The organism is Streptomyces sp. SudanB5_2050 (assembly GCF_964272335.1).
Taxonomy (GTDB): Bacteria; Actinomycetota; Actinomycetes; order Streptomycetales; family Streptomycetaceae; genus Streptomyces; species Streptomyces rochei.
Genome location: NZ_OZ186760.1, coordinates 5,133,983 through 5,148,690 on the forward strand (window position 1 = coordinate 5,133,983; position 14,708 = coordinate 5,148,690).

A 14,708-nucleotide genomic window follows, 5' to 3' on the forward strand; every position below is an offset into this window, starting at 1 on the left:
CAGCCGACGCGGACCCGCTCCCAAGCCCGCCGGCGCGGACACCTCCGCTCGGGAGAACCGGCCGGGGCTCCTGGGACGCCGCCGGGCACCCGAACCTCCGGCCGGCGACCAGGCGCCGCCGGTGAGCGGAGCCCCCGGCGCGGCTTCCCCGGGACCGCAGGGCGGCCCCTGGGGCGCGGGCGGCGGTGGCCGTCGGCCGGGCGACGTCGGTCTTCGAGGCGGCGGCGAGCGTCAGGGCGGCGGCGAGCGTCAGGGGTACGCGGGGCCGCGAGCGAGGCCGGCGGAGGGCGCGCCCGCGGGTACTCCCGCGCACGGGATGCCGTCCGTCCCGGGCGGGACGCTTCCGCACGGTTTTTCGAGGAGCGCCGAGGGGACGCCCGCGCACGGGATTCCGCGGGTTCCGGACGGGACCCCGGCCCGTGGGTTCCCGCGGGTTCCGGAAGGGACCCCGGCTCATGGCTTCCCGAGGGTCCAGGGCGGTACGCCCGCGCAGGGGTTCCCGCAGGTGCCGGACGGCACGGCCGAGCGCGGTGTCCCGGGTGGCCGGGACGGTGCGTCGCGGCAGGGCTTCACGCGGGGCGCGGACGGCACGCCCGCGCACGGTGTGCCGAGGGTTCGCGGCGGTCATCCGGAGCAGCGTGAAGCCGGCGGCGGCTGGGGCGAGTTGAACGGCCGGACCGGCGCCGGGTACGGCACTCCCGCGGCGCCGCCCGCCGACGCGCCCGCGCACCCGGGGCCTCCCGGCGGGCCGACGGGACCCGGCGCGCCCTTCCCGCGGCAGCGGCAGGCTCCGTCGGACGGGGCGCGGGAGAGTGCCGGGCCGTCTTGCCGAGGAGGGGCGCGCCAGGCCCCTCACGGCGGGCCCCGACAGGATTACCTGGACGCCTTCGACGGCGACGACGACCTCTTCGTGCCGCGCCCCCGGCCCCGTACCGGTGCCTCCGCGCGGCCCGCCGACCCGCATGCCTCCGTCACCGACTGGAGCACCGTCGACGGACACGGCGTGGGCGGGCCGCCCACGGGTCCCGGCCCCGGCCCCGACACGGACGACGCGGGTCCCACGGGCGACCCCGCGGCGGCCAAGGGCGGCAAGGGCAGGACCTTCACCGGCATCGCCGCGGCCGCCGTCACCACCGTGCTGGCGGTCGTCGTGGCGGGCCAGGTCGCCGACGGCTCGGACGCCGGGAACGCGCGGTCCCAGGCCGCCGCCGACCAGGCCCGCGGCCCCCATGACCCGCCGTCGCGGAACGACGACCGGCCGACGCCCTCCGCCTCCCGGAGCGTCCAGCCGCTGACGTACGAGCAGAAGATGGGCAAGATCTACCCGCTCGGGGCCACGCTCACGGGCTCGGGGAAGTTCGAGGCCATCGCGGGTATCGCCGACGGGCCGGAGAAGGGCGAGCGGTACACCTACCGCGTGGAGGTGGAGCGGGGGCTCGGGCTCGACGGCGAGCTGTTCGCCGAGGCCGTCCACAAGACGCTCAACGACGACCGGAGCTGGGCCCACAACGGCGCCCGCTCCTTCAGCCGCATCCACTCCGGCGACCCGGACTTCGTGATCACGCTGGCCAGCCCCGGCACGACCGCCGAGTGGTGTGCCAAGTCCGGGCTGGACACCACCGTGGACAACGTGTCCTGCGACTCGGCCGCCACCCAGCGCGTGATGATCAACGCCTACCGGTGGGCCCAGGGCGCCGAGCCGTACGGCGACGACATCCACGGGTACCGGCAGATGCTGATCAACCACGAGGTCGGCCACCGCATCGGCTACAACCACGTCACCTGCGACAAGGACGGCGAACTCGCCCCGGTCATGCAGCAGCAGACCAAGTTCGTCGACCACGACGGCATCGACTGCCGGCCCAACCCCTGGGCGTACCCGAACAGTTGACCGCGGCGGCCTGGCCATGGGGTCACGTAACGTGACCCCTTGATCCCTTAGCGCGACCGAACGCGTCCCGCACGGGAAAGTTACGACCGTTCACCCCTTTTGGTGGCGCGATGGACAACCGTCCATCGCGCCACCGCCTTGTCCGCATACGTTCGTCCCGCTGCGAGCCGCCGGGCCAACGGCGGCTGTCCCAACGGGAGATCGGGGGTGCGCGCGTGCGCATCGGATTGCTTACGGAGGGTGGCTATCCGTATGTGAGCGGTGAGGCCGGACTCTGGTGCGACCGGCTCGTGCGCGGGCTCGGGCAGCACGAGTTCGACGTCTACGCGCTCACCCGGAGCGAGCGCCAGGAGGCCCGGGGCTGGGTCCCGCTGCCGCCGCAGGTGAGCCGGGTGCGTACCGCCTCGCTGTGGGACGCCGAGGACGACGGGGTGGTGTACGGACGGCGCGCGCGCCGGCGCTTCGCCGAGCACTACGGCGAACTCGCCGCCACCCTGTCCACGACCGTTCCCGGGCAGGTCCCCGGAGCGGCCGGGACGGTCTCGCGAGCGGATTCCGAGGCCGCTCCGGACCAGTCCGCCCTTGAGGCGGACCGTTTCGCCAACGCGCTGTACGGCCTCGCCGAACTGGCCCGGGAGGAGGGCGGTCTGCCCCGCGCGCTGCGCTCGGAGACCGCCGTGCGCGCCCTGGAGCGCGCCTGTCGCGCGCCCGGCGCCCACCGCTTGGCGCGCGAGGCGCGCGTCCCGGACCTGCTCACCGTGGCCGCACGACTCGAACGCGCCCTGCGCCCCCTGTCGCTCGACTGGTACGAGGACGACGGCCTGGGCGCCGTCGACCTGTGCCACGCGGCCTCCGGCGGCACCGCCGCCCTGCCGGGCCTGCTCGCCCGGCACTTCTGCGAGGTGCCCCTGCTGGTGACCGAGTACGGGGTGCGGCTGCGGGCGCACTACCTCACGGATCCCGACTCCTCGCCATCCATACGCGCGCTGCTGGCCGCCTTCCACGGCCGGCTGGCCGCGGAGACCTACCGGCGCGCGGCCCTGATCACGCCCGGCAACGCGCATGCCCGTCGCTGGCAGGAGCGTTGCGGGGCCGACCGCGCCAAGCTCCGCACGGTCCACCCCGGCATGGACGCGACCCCGTTCGCCGAAGCGGGGGAGTCACCGGAGTGCGCCGACCCCCGCACCCTGGTGTGGGTCGGCCGGGTGGAGCCCACCAAGGACCTCGTCTCGCTGCTCCACGCCTTCGCGGAGATCCGCAAGGAGGAACCGGGGGCGCGCCTGCGGATCGTCGGCGGCCCCGCCGACCCCGAGGGCGCGGCCTACCTCGCCCACTGCAAGGGCCTGGCCGCGCAGCTCTTCCCCGACGAGGCCGACGGCCCGCACGCCGTAGGGAGCAACCCGGTCTCCTTCGAGGAGACCGGCGGCCCCGAACTGCCCTCCCGCGCCGACGCCTACGCTTCGGGAGCCCTGGTGGTCCTCTCCAGCGTGGTCGAGGGGTTCCCGGCCGGCCTGGTCGAGGCCATGTTCTGCGGCCGGGCCACGGTGTCCACGGACGTCGGCGCGGTGGTGGAGGCCATCGGCGGCACCGGACTCGTCGTCCCTCCGCGCAACCCGCGGGCGCTCGCCGAGGCGTGCGTGGCCCTGCTGCGTGATCCCGAGCGCCGCGCGCGCCTGGGCGCCGCCGCCCGCGCCCGCGCACTGGAACTCTTCACCGTCGAGCAGAACGTCGCGGCATTTCACGGCATTTACCTCGACATCCTCTCGCGGACACCCGCGCGCCGGGTCGTCCTCGACGAGACCGGCGAGCCCGTGCCGTTCTCCGCCCCGGCCGAGGGGCACGTGCCCGGCCGCTGGACGGAGAGCACCGCCCGTGCCGCCGTCCGCGGGGGCCCGGGCTGGGCGACGGACGCTCCCGTCCGGGCCACGGTGCGCGACCCCGCGTCCGAGAAGGCGCCGGCAGGAACGTCCGGAGGCCCGAACCCGGACGCGTCGGACATGGGCCCGCCGGCCGCGGTCCCGCTGACGGCGATCGACGAACCGTCGGCCATGGCCTCCGTCCCGGTCACCGAGGGGGTCCGATGAGCGGCCTCGACGAACTCGACCGCGACCCGCGGCCCGTGGCCGTGACGGGGGAGACCGGCACGTGGGACGCCGGCAGGCACGACGCCGGCAGGCACGAGGCCGGCAGGCACGAGGCCGGCATGCGGGAGACCGGCTCGCGGGGGACGGGATCGCGGGAGACGGGTTCGCAAGAGTCGGGTTCACGGGAGGCCGGTACGCGCCCGCCCGTCGCCGCTCGACGCGTCGCCGCGGACCCGGTGAAGACGCTGATGCACCGGCACCGCGAGCTGTGCGAACGTGCCGTGGACCCCTTGGAGATCGCGGCCGGGCTGGAGGCCCACGGCGTCACCGACCGGACCGCCGCCCGGTTCCGCCACCGGGACGTCTTCTCCCTCGCCGAGGAAATGTACGCCCGCACCCCGCGCGACGCCGACACCCCGCCGACGCCCGAGGAACAGCCGCCTGCCCGGGCGCGGGCCGGCTGGATGCCGCTCGCCCTGCTGCCGGGTGCCCTGTGCGCCGCCGCCGTGGCCGGCCTGCGCCTCACCGACGGCAGACCGCGCCTGATCGCGGCCGTCGTGGGCGCGTCGGCCATGCTCCTCGCCGTGCGCGCGGTACTGCGCCGGGGGCCGCTGAGCGCCGGCACACGCACCTCCGGGATCTGGACGTGCTGGCTCCTCGGCTACGCCCTCCTCGGCGACGGCCTGCTCGACACCGCCGTCGCCGGCGGCCCCGACGGCCTGCCCGACGGCACCACCGACGGACCGTGGCCCGTCACCGTCGCGCCCGTGCTGGCCCTCGCCCTGGCCTGCGCGCCCGCCGCCGCGAGCGCCCACCTCTTCGCGGTGCGCGCCCGCCGCAAACTGACGGCCAGCCGGGGCCTGGCGGACTTCTCCGCCTCCGTACGCCCTCTGCTGCTCGGCACCTTCGCCCTGTTCATGGGGGCGCTCACGGTGCTCACGGCGCTGAGCGCCGCGGTACTCGGGGAGCCCCCCGCCCACGCCCGGACACTCACCCTCGGTGCCCTCCTGCTGCTGGCCCGGTTGCTCACCGTGCACGGACACACCCACGCCCCCGCGCTCGTCCTGGCCGCGGCGGCCACCGCGGAGGCGTCGGCGTCGGCCACGCTCTTCGCCGCCCGCCTCCCCGGCTGCGGCTTCGTGGCCGCACCCGTGGAAGCGCTGATCGCCGCCTGCGGCCCGGCCGGCGTCCCGACGGCGGCCTGCGGCACCGGCGCGCTGGTCCTCCTGATCCACGCGGCCCGTCGCCTGACCAAGGCGTCCGCGCACGCGGCCGTGGAGCGAGCGCGTTGACCGCGCCCCCAGACACCCCCCACACATCCGCATCACTCCCTGAAGGAGCCCCCAGATGACCACCTCCCGACCCGACGCCTCGGCTCCGGGAGCCGCCCGATGAGAGTCCTGCTGATCGGAGCCAACGGCTACATCGGCCGCTTCGTCGCCGAGCGCCTGCTCGCCGACCCGGCCGTCCAGCTGACCGCCCTGGGCCGCGGCGACGACGCCGACGTCCGTTTCGACCTCGCCAGCGGCAGCCCCGGCGCCCTCACCCGCTTCCTCGATGCAGTCCACCCCGGAGTCGTCGTCAACTGCGCGGGGGCCACCCGAGGCGGCGCGCGGGACCTCACCCGGCACAACACCGTCGCCGTCGCCACCGTCTGCGAGGCACTGCGCCGCAGCGGCTGCGGCGCCCGCCTGGTGCAGGTCGGCTGCAGCGCCGAGTACGGACCCAGCCAGCCCGGCTCCTCCACGGCGGAGGACGCCGTGCCGCGCCCCGGCGGCCCCTACGGCGTCAGCAAGCTCGCCGCCACCGAACTGGTCCTCGGCTCGGGCCTGGACGCCGTCGTCCTGCGCGTCTTCTCACCCGCCGGTCCCGGCACCCCCGCCGGCTCCCCGCTGGGGCGTCTCGCCGAGGCCATGCGCCGCGCGATGCAGTCCGGCGACGGCGAGCTGCGGCTCGGCGGCCTCGGCGCGCAACGCGACTTCATCGACGTCCGCGACGTCGCCCGCGCCGTCCACGCCGCCTCGCTCTCGGCGGCGCAGGGCATCATCAACATCGGTTCCGGCCGTGCAGTGCGCCTGCGCGACGCCGCCGCGACCCTCGCCCGGGTGGCCGGCTACGGCGGAGCCCTGCACGAACTCGACGGCCCGCCCGGAGGGCTGCGGCCCACCATCGGCCACCCCCGCGGCGAATCGGCCGGCCACCGCGTCGACGGCCTCGGCCACCACCGGGCCGACGCCCTCGGCCACCACCGCCCGGAGGCCCTCGGCCACCGCGGCGAACGCCCCGACACCGAGCACGCCGCCCCGGTCGCCTACCTGTACCCGGACGGCTGCGGAAGCTGGCAGCAGGCCGATGTGCGCACCGCCCGCGACCGGCTCGGCTGGCGGCCCAGGATCGCCCTCGAAGAATCCCTCGCCGACATCTGGATGGAGGCGGCATGCCGTATCTGACCCGCACCCGAGCGGGCATCGCGAGCACCGACGTCCGCGCCGGCCTCGGTGTCCCGGGCCTGGCCCACCCTCTCGTCGCACCCCGCGAGTGGGCGGAGCTGACCTGGCCCGGCACGCCCCTGCACTGGGTCGTCCTGAACGTCGCCGACGGCCCCGGAGCCCAGCCCGACCCCCACTGCCTGGAGGCCGCCGGCCGCCTGCGCAACGCCGGGGTCCGCGTCCTCGGGCACCTCGACGCCGCCTACGGGACGCGGAGCTTCGGCGAGATGATCTCCGACGCGCACCGCCACCTCGACTGGTACCGGGTCGACGGCTTCCTCCTCGACCGCTGCCCCTCCGAACGGTCCGCGCTCCCCGAGATCCGCCGCACGGTCACCACCTTGCGGGCGATCCGTGACGATGCCCACATCGTCCTCGGCCACGGCACCCACCCCTACCCCGGCTACGCCGAGAACGCCGACCAGTTGGTGACCTTCTCGGGTCCCTGGAGCGACTACCGCTGGTCGCAGGCGGCCGAGTGGAGCGCCGACTACCCGCCCGAGCGTTTCTGCCACTTCGTCCACGGTGTGCCCCGCGGTCACCTGGAGGAGGCACTGCGCATCGCCCGCTGGCAGGGCGCCGCGACGATCTGGTTCACCGACCGCACCGACCGGGGCGGCCGGGTGGACCCCTGGGAGACGATGCCCGGCTACTGGGACGAGATCGTCTCGCGTATCGGGACGGGTGTCTCGGAATGAAAAAGGCCGTGGCAGTGTTGCGAGGAGAACAACCGTAATCACTGACCGACAAACGGAGTCCCCGTGTCGCTGCCACCCCTGGTCGAGCCGGCCCCCGAGCTCACCGTAGACGAGGTCCGCAGGTACTCCCGCCACCTGATCATCCCCGATGTGGGGATGGACGGGCAGAAGCGGCTGAAGAACGCCAAGGTGCTCGCCGTGGGCGCGGGCGGCCTCGGTTCGCCGACCCTGATGTACCTGGCGGCAGCCGGTGTCGGCACGCTCGGCATCGTCGAGTTCGACGAGGTCGACGAGTCCAACCTGCAGCGTCAGGTCATCCACAGCCAGGCCGACATCGGCCGCTCCAAGGCCGAGTCCGCCCGCGACACGATCAAGGGCATCAACCCCTACGTGGACGTGGTCCTTCACCAGGAGCGGCTCGAGGCCGACAACGTGATGGACATCTTCAGCCAGTACGACCTGATCGTCGACGGCACGGACAACTTCGCGACCCGCTACCTGGTCAACGACGCCTGCGTGCTGCTCAACAAGCCCTACGTCTGGGGCTCGATCTACCGCTTCGACGGCCAGGCGTCCGTCTTCTGGTCCGAGCACGGCCCCTGCTACCGCTGCCTCTACCCGGAGCCCCCGCCCCCCGGCATGGTCCCCTCCTGCGCCGAGGGCGGCGTCCTGGGCGTGCTCTGCGCGTCCATCGGCTCCATCCAGACCAACGAGGCCATCAAGCTCCTCGCGGGCATCGGCGAGCCGCTGGTCGGCCGCCTGATGATCTACGACGCCCTGGAGATGCAGTACCGCCAGGTCAAGGTCCGCAAGGACCCGAACTGCGCGGTCTGCGGCGAGAACCCGACCGTCACCGAACTCATCGACTACGAGGCCTTCTGCGGCGTCGTCTCCGAAGAGGCCCAGGCGGCGGCCGCCGACTCCACGATCACTCCCAAGCAGCTCAAGGAGTGGATCGACGACGGCGAGAACATCGAACTCATCGACGTCCGCGAGCCGAACGAGTTCGAGATCGTCTCCATCCCGGGCGCCCGGCTGATCCCGAAGAACGAGTTCCTGATGGGATCCGCCCTGGAGAGCCTTCCGCAGGACAAGAAGATCGTCTTGAACTGCAAGACGGGTGTCCGCAGTGCGGAAGTCCTGGCGGTCCTCAAGTCCGCCGGCTTCTCCGACGCCGTCCACGTCGGCGGCGGCGTCATCGGCTGGGTCAACCAGATCGAACCGGAGAAGCCCGTCTACTGACCGCGCCCCGGTCGGCCGGGACGCGGAGGGGTTCTCCGAGCGGCGGGGGTTCCACGCACCGTGGGTGCGTGGGGCCCCCGCCGTCGTCATGAGCAGACCTTGCCGTCCTCGGGGACCGTGCCCTTCAACAGGTAGGCGTCGACCGCCGAGTCGACACAGTCGCTGCCGCTCCCGTACGCACCGTGGCCCTCGCCCTTCCAGGTGAGCACCACGCCGACGTCCTTGCCCAGTTCGTCCGCCATCCTGCGGGCGCCCTCGTAGGGCGTGGCCGGGTCGCCGGTGTTGCCGACGACGAGGATCGGAGCCGCGCCCGGCGCGCTGACCTCCGGGGTCTCGTGCTGACCGGCCACGGGCCAGTCGTGGCACCAGCCGGCCGTGTCCCAGCCGAGGAAGGCCCCGAACACCGGGGAGACCTTCTCGAACCTCGGCAGCAGCTCCTTCGTCTCCTCCAGGGTCGGCCGCTGCCTGTCGTCCAGGCACGATATGACCCGCTGGGAGTGGGTCGTCGTGCCGTAGCGCCCCGAGGCGTCGCGCTCGTTGTAACCGTCGGCGAGGGCCAGCAGCTCCGAGCCGTCGCCCTCCTCGGCCGCCGTCAGCGCGCTGGTCAGGGCCGGCCAGCCGGACTTGCTGTAGAGGGGCAGCACGATGCCGGTGAGGGCCAGCGTTTGGGTCAGCTTCCGATCCGGCGACGAGGTCGGCAGCGGCTCCGCGTCGAGTCGTTCGAGCAGGTCGGCGATGTCCCGCGATCCCTGCTCCGGGTCCTGTCCGGTGGACTCCAGATAGTCGTCCAGGGCGCGCTGGAAGCCCCTGGCCTGGTTCTCCGCGTGGCCCATCGTGTCGGCGGTCGGGTCCACGACCGCGTCGAGGGTCATGCGGCCCACGTTCTTCGGGAACAGGTGGGCGTAGACGCCGCCGAGTTCGGTGCCGTAGGAGATGCCGAAGTAGTGCAGCTTCGCGTCGCCCAGGACATGGCGCATCAGGTCCATGTCGCGGGCGGTGTCCGTGGTCGACACGTGCGACATCAGCTCACCGGCGGCCTTGCGGCAGCCCTGGCCGAAGGCTGCGGCGTCCCGCAGATACGCCTGCTCCTCGGCGGCGGTGTCCGGCGTGGAGTCCACCGACTCGGCGTCCTCGATCGCCTCGTCGCCGCGGCAGCGGATGCCCTCGCTGGCGGCCACCCCGCGCGGGTCCCAGCTCACCAGGTCGTACCGCTCGTGCAGGGAGGAGACCGTGTCGGCGTACGACGGCATCATCGAGACGCCCGAGCCGCCGGGCCCGCCGAAGTTGAACAGCAGGGAGCCGATGCGCTCGTCGCCGGTGGCCTCGGACCGGATCAGGGCCAGGTCGATCGTCTCGCCGTCCGGATCCGCCCAGTCCAGCGGGGCCTTGAGCGTGGCACACCGCCAGTCGCCGTCCGGGGCGGGCGAGTCCGCGGTGTCCTCGCAGCGGCCCCAGTCGAGCTGCTGGGAAGCCAGCGCCTTCGGCACTCCGGACGGTGCCGCGGCCGTCGGCGCGGCGCCGCTCCGGCCGCCGTCGTCCTTGTCCTTCCCGGACGAGCCGCCGCTGCAGCCCGCCGTCAGCAGCGCGGCGGCGGCCGTCAGGGCCGTCCACCGAACGAGACGCGTCATCGCTTCCCCCCTCGCAGGCCGTCCGCGCCGTGCGGCGGATGGCGGTCATGCCATGGTAGGCGGAGTGCACCGAGCCCGCCGCGGCCTGTGGATAACGCTCTGACCTGCTGTTTCGTCCAGCAAGTGGGGTGGCGCGGTCAGGAGCAGACCGTGCCGTCGGCCGGGACCTTCCCGTCCAGCAGATAGCCGTGCACGGCGTTCCGCACGCACGCGTTCCCGCTGTCGTAGGCGCCGTGCCCCTGGCCCCTGTAGGTCAGCTCCACACCGACGTTCCGGCCCAGCGCGTCCGCCATCCTCGCGGCACCCTCGTAGGGCGTCGCGGGATCGCCCGTGTTGCCGATCACCAGGATCGGGGCCGCGCCGGAGGCGCCGACGTCCGGGTGGTCGGCGGCGCCGGGCACCGGCCAGTCGGTGCAGCCGATCATGGACCAGGCGAGGTAGTCGCCGAACACCGGCGACGCCTTCCGGAACTCGGGCAGCTTGCCCTCCACGTACGCGGGGTCGTACCGCGGTTTGTCGTCGGCGCAGTTGATGGCGACGTTGGCGGCCGTGATGTTGCTGTACCGCCCGTTCTCGTCGCGCCCGTTCAGCGAGTCCGACAGCGCCATCAGGACCCTGCCGTCCCCGTCGTACGCCTGCACCAGCCCTTCGGTGAGGTACTCCCAGAAGTCCTTCGAGTACAGCGCCTGCGCGATGCCGCCGGTCGCCGCGGTCTGGGTGAGTTCGCGCGGGAAGATGCCCGGGATCGGCTTGCGGTCGAGGTCCTTCAGGAGCCGGGCGATGCGGTCCTTGACGTTCTGCGCGCTGTCTCCGACGGGGCACTCCTCGACCTTCGAGACGCAGTCCTCGGCGTAGTTGTCGAGGGCGAGCTGGAACCCCTTCGCCTGTCCGAGCGAGCCCTGTTCGGGGGTCTGCGTCGGGTCGACGACCGCGTCGAAGACGGCGCGGCCCACGTTCTTCGGGAAGAGGTGGGCGTAGACGCCGCCGAGTTCGGTGCCGTAGGAGATGCCGAAGTAGTGCAGCTTGTCGTCGCCGAGGACCTGGCGCATCAGGTCCATGTCACGGGCCGCGTCGGTCGTCGCCACGTGCGGCAGCACCCTCTTGGAGTGCTTCTCGCAGGCCGCGTTGAAGTCCTCCGTGTGGTCCACCAGTTCCCGGCGCTCGGCCGCGTCGTCGGGGGTGGCGTCCTGCTGGAAGTAGGCGTCGAGCTGTTTGTCGTCCAGGCACTCCACGGGGGCGCTGCGCCCGACCCCGCGCGGGTCGAAGCTGACCAGGTCGTAGCGGGTGCGCAGCTTCGCGTAGTCCGGGCCGAAGGCGGGCAGAGTGGTGACGCCCGAGCCGCCCGGACCGCCGAAGTTGAAGACGAGCGAGCCGATCCGCCGGTCGGCGGGGCCGCTGGACTGGGCTCGGATCAGCGCGAGGTCGATGGTGTCGCCCCCGGGGTCGTCCCAGTCGAGCGGTGCCTTCATGGCGGCGCACTGCCACTCGTCCCCGTCCGGCAGTGGGGAGGGGGCGGTGCCGCCGCCCTCGGCCTCGGAGGGAGCCGGGCAGTCCTTCCAGTCCAGTTCCTGGGAGGTCAGATCCTCGCCGTCCCCGGCGCCGTTTCCGGAGCCGTCCCCGGAGTCGTCGCTGCAGCCCGCCAGCAGGGCGGCGGACACGACCATCGAGGCGGCGGTCAGAGCGGCGGCGCGCAGCCGGGCGGTGTTCGGCATGCGTCCATCGTGCGGCCGTGCGCGGCGGTGCGCTCGGGACGCGAGCCGTACGAGGTACGGGGCGTACGCCGGAGCGTTACAGCGCCTCTTTACGCGTCAGGTGGTTGAAGAACAGCCAGCCGGGGAGCACCGGCAGCCACAGGGTGAGCAGCCGGTACAGAAGCACCGCCGGGGCGGCGACCTCCTTGGGCAGGCCCACGGCGATCAGACCGACCGTCAGCGTCGCCTCCACCGCGCCCACACCGCCCGGTGTGGGCGCCGCGGACCCCAGCGCGTTGCCCGCGAGGAAGACGACCGCGACGCTCGCCAGGCTGATCGACGCCGACTCGTCGCCGAAGGCGCGGATCGACGCGTCCAGACACATCACGAAGCAGGCGGTGAGCAGCAGCATCCCGCCGATGCCGGTGATCAGCTTCTGCGGCCGCTGCAGCACGTCCAGCATGCGCGGCACGACACCCGCGAACAGCGACCGCACGCGCGTGACGACGAACTTCCGCAGGAACGGCACGGAGGTCACCACGAGCACCAGGACCGCCACCGTCAGCAGGCCCGCGATGACGGTCCTCGACGGAGTCAGGGACGGGGTCTTCTCGGTGCCGGTCAGGTAACCGAAGGAGAGCAGCATGAGGATGTGACAGCCGAGCCCGAAGAGCTGTGAGGCACCGACACTCGCCACCGCGAGCCCCGGTCGCACGCCGGCGCGCTGCAGGAACCGGGTGTTCAGGGCCACGCCGCCGACCGCCGCGGGCGCGACGATCTTCACGAACGACCCGGCCACCTGCGCGGCCACGGTCCGCAGGAACGGCACCCGCTCGGGCACGAACCCCAGCAGCGACATCGCCGCCGCGACGTAGCTCGCCGCCGAGAACAGCACGGCCGCCGCGACCCAGCCCCACTCGGCGTTCGCGATCAGCGGTCCGAACTCGATGTGGGTGAGCTGCGTCAGCAGGAAGTACGCGCCGATGGCGCCGGCGATGAAACTGATCAGGGTGCGGGGCCGTACCCGCTCCAGGCGGGCCGGCTCGACCGGCGCCTGGGGCCTGATCCGCAGGACGGCGTGCCGGATCTGGGTGAGCAGGTCCTCCTCGCGCGCCTCCTCGATCGCCTCGTCCACGGCCCGCTTCTCGGCCCGCTGCTCGGCGCGCGCGGCCTTCTTGTCGGCCTTCTCCGGTTTCTCCGGCTTCTCCGGTTTATCCGGTTTCTCTGGTCTCTCGGGCTTCCCGGGTGCGGCGGCGGTGCCGGTCTTCTCGTGCACCTGGTGCGCGTCCCCGGCCTCGGCCGCCTCCGCGCGGGCGAGCTTCGCCTGGCGGGAGGACTCCAGGACGGCCTCGCGCTCGCGCTGGGCCCGCTCCCGGGCGAGTCTGCGCAGCGTCGCGCGGGTGGAGCGGCTGAGCGCGATGGGCTGGAGCATCGGCAGGCAGTCCGCCACGGCGTCGGGACCGAGCACGGCCACCGCCGAGGCGACCGCGCGCTCGGCGCCCACCCGCAGGCCGAGGGTCACCAGGAGCTGCGAGACGTCCATGCGCAGCAGCAGGTCGCCGGCGGCGATCTCGCCGATGCGCAGATCGGTGAGGATCACCGTGCCGGAACGATCCACCAGGATCGCGTCGCCCACCAGCCTGCGGTGCGCGATGCGCCGGGACTGCAGGGCCCGGACCTGTTCCCAGGTGCCGCGCAGCAGCTCGTCGGTGATCTCCTCGTCGGACAGCGAGTCGAGGGTGCGCCCGCCGGTGTGCTCGTACACGAGCATCACCGCGTCGGGCCCCAGCTCGGACGTCGCGATCAGCTTGGGAGCGTTCGCGCCGGCCGCGATGGCCGCGTAGGCGAGCAGCGCCTCCTGCTCCAGAGCCTGGCGCAGCGACGGGAGGCTGCTGCGGGTCGCGAAGCCGCGCAGCGTCAGATTGCGCCAGGCGCGGTAGAAGAAGCCCTGCGCCTGCTGCTCCCGGTCCACCACCGTCACGTCCAGCGGCCGGCCGTCCTCCAGGGTGACGAAGTAGCGGCGTCCGCGGTCACCGGTCTCCGCGGTGTCAGACGCCACCTCCTCGCGGGCGGCGGTCACCGGATGGAAGCCGACGGTCCGCAGGCCCGCCATCAGCGTCCGGCCGGTGGGGCGCACGTTGGGGGAGCCGACCGAGTACAGCGTGCCGTAGGCCACGGTCCAGCCGATGAGGACGGTGAGGATGATCGAGAAGGGGGTGGTGTACCCCGTGACGAGCATGGAGAAGGCGTCGAGGAGCAGCACGATCCACAGCACCGCGCGCCACCGGGGTCTGCGTGACATGCCCACGGCCGTCATATACGCGATGACCGGGGCCAGATAGCCGTGCACGGGGTCGGTCAGCGCGTGGATGTCGCCCGGCGACGGCTGGGTGAGCGCCTCCTGGATGGATCCCGGGGCGGCCTTGGCGACCCACAAATCGGTGGCGAGCGTCACGCCGTGGGCCAGGACCGCCGCCAGCACGCCGTCGGCGATCCGCAGCCCGTCCCGTTTGATGAGTCGCTCGATCGCGAAGGCCACCGGCACCAGGAGGATCGCGATGCTGGAGGCCAGCCCGGCGATCTTGATCAGCAGGTCGGGGGCCTGTCCCGTGCCCTTGTTGATGTCCTGTTCGAGACCCGAGGTGGTGCCGTGCGCGAAGGCGGCGACGGCCAGCAGCACGGCGACGGCGAGCACGCCCACCAGGAGGCGCATCAGGTCGGAAGGACGGTGCACGCGCGCGGGGAGCAGCGGTTCGTCGCCCTCCACCTCGTCGATGTGCGCCACGTCCTCGGGGTCGGCGGCCGTCGCCGACGGGCCTCCGCCCGAGCGACGGCCGGTCTTCTCCCGGCCGGTGACCGCGGTGTCCGGACGCGACGAAGAGTCAGAGGTGCCCTCAGCGTCCTCGGGGTGCACACCCTGCTTCTTCATCGCCTCTTCTTGCTCTCGTATCACTGGTCACCGCCCGCACGATGGTGGCATGCCGC

9 protein-coding genes are annotated in these 14,708 nt (G+C 73.3%); 6 read left to right on the plus strand and 3 right to left on the minus strand.

Going from position 1 to position 14,708, the window contains the following annotated elements; genetic code table 11:
* Nucleotides 1-316: 316 nt before the first annotated feature.
* The 6 genes from ACFZP7_RS23050 (at nucleotide 317) to moeZ (ending at nucleotide 8,404) form a co-directional block, all read left to right on the plus strand.
* The gene (locus ACFZP7_RS23050; protein WP_385635486.1) at nucleotides 317-1,891 is read left to right on the plus strand and encodes a DUF3152 domain-containing protein; all 1,575 of its coding nucleotides are present in this window, start codon (nucleotides 317-319) and stop codon (nucleotides 1,889-1,891) included.
* 215 nt (nucleotides 1,892-2,106) lie between these two features.
* The gene (locus tag ACFZP7_RS23055; protein ID WP_385635488.1) at nucleotides 2,107-3,975 is read left to right on the plus strand and encodes a DUF3492 domain-containing protein; all 1,869 of its coding nucleotides are present in this window, start codon (nucleotides 2,107-2,109) and stop codon (nucleotides 3,973-3,975) included.
* Nucleotides 3,972-5,267, plus strand: a complete 1,296-nt coding sequence (locus tag ACFZP7_RS23060) for a hypothetical protein (RefSeq protein ID WP_385635489.1) — start codon at nucleotides 3,972-3,974, stop codon at nucleotides 5,265-5,267. The genes ACFZP7_RS23055 and ACFZP7_RS23060 overlap by 4 nt, the downstream gene beginning before the upstream one ends.
* Before the next feature lie 99 nt (nucleotides 5,268-5,366).
* A complete protein-coding gene (locus ACFZP7_RS23065; RefSeq protein WP_385635490.1) occupies nucleotides 5,367-6,425 on the plus strand; it encodes an NAD-dependent epimerase/dehydratase family protein in 1,059 nt (352 codons plus the stop codon).
* Nucleotides 6,413-7,162 (plus strand): spherulation-specific family 4 protein, encoded by a 750-nt coding sequence (locus tag ACFZP7_RS23070; protein ID WP_385635492.1) that lies wholly within the window; start codon nucleotides 6,413-6,415, stop codon nucleotides 7,160-7,162. The genes ACFZP7_RS23065 and ACFZP7_RS23070 overlap by 13 nt, the downstream gene beginning before the upstream one ends.
* Nucleotides 7,163-7,225: 63 nt before the next feature.
* Nucleotides 7,226-8,404: an adenylyltransferase/sulfurtransferase MoeZ gene (moeZ, locus tag ACFZP7_RS23075; RefSeq protein WP_019327012.1), complete on the plus strand. Its 1,179-nt coding sequence runs from the start codon at nucleotides 7,226-7,228 to the stop codon at nucleotides 8,402-8,404.
* An 86-nt stretch (nucleotides 8,405-8,490) separates the two neighbouring features.
* Here moeZ and ACFZP7_RS23080 read toward each other — a convergent pair whose 3' ends face one another.
* The 3 genes from ACFZP7_RS23080 to ACFZP7_RS23090 all read right to left on the minus strand — a co-directional run bounded on the left by ACFZP7_RS23080 (nucleotide 8,491) and on the right by ACFZP7_RS23090 (nucleotide 14,652).
* The gene (locus tag ACFZP7_RS23080) at nucleotides 8,491-10,032 is read right to left on the minus strand and encodes an alpha/beta hydrolase (protein WP_385635493.1); all 1,542 of its coding nucleotides are present in this window, start codon (nucleotides 10,030-10,032) and stop codon (nucleotides 8,491-8,493) included.
* Between the two features lie 137 nt (nucleotides 10,033-10,169).
* Nucleotides 10,170-11,744 (minus strand): alpha/beta hydrolase, encoded by a 1,575-nt coding sequence (locus ACFZP7_RS23085; protein ID WP_385635495.1) that lies wholly within the window; start codon nucleotides 11,742-11,744, stop codon nucleotides 10,170-10,172.
* 76 nt (nucleotides 11,745-11,820) lie between these two features.
* Entirely contained in the window at nucleotides 11,821-14,652 is a 2,832-nt protein-coding gene (locus ACFZP7_RS23090; protein WP_385635497.1) for a lysylphosphatidylglycerol synthase domain-containing protein, read from the minus strand.
* Between the last annotated feature and the right edge of the window lie 56 nt (nucleotides 14,653-14,708).

Excerpts from the sequence above, each read along its gene's own strand:
- ACFZP7_RS23090 (WP_385635497.1), bottom strand. The coding sequence starts at position 14,652 with ATGAAGAAGCAGGGTGTGCACCCCGAGGACGCTGAGGGCACCTCTGAC.
- ACFZP7_RS23080 (WP_385635493.1), bottom strand. The coding sequence starts at position 10,032 with ATGACGCGTCTCGTTCGGTGGACGGCCCTGACGGCCGCCGCCGCGCTG.
- ACFZP7_RS23085 (WP_385635495.1), bottom strand. The coding sequence starts at position 11,744 with ATGCCGAACACCGCCCGGCTGCGCGCCGCCGCTCTGACCGCCGCCTCG.
- ACFZP7_RS23070 (WP_385635492.1), top strand. The coding sequence starts at position 6,413 with ATGCCGTATCTGACCCGCACCCGAGCGGGCATCGCGAGCACCGACGTC.
- ACFZP7_RS23060 (WP_385635489.1), top strand. The coding sequence starts at position 3,972 with ATGAGCGGCCTCGACGAACTCGACCGCGACCCGCGGCCCGTGGCCGTG.
- ACFZP7_RS23065 (WP_385635490.1), top strand. The coding sequence starts at position 5,367 with ATGAGAGTCCTGCTGATCGGAGCCAACGGCTACATCGGCCGCTTCGTC.
- ACFZP7_RS23050 (WP_385635486.1), top strand. The coding sequence starts at position 317 with ATGCCGTCCGTCCCGGGCGGGACGCTTCCGCACGGTTTTTCGAGGAGC.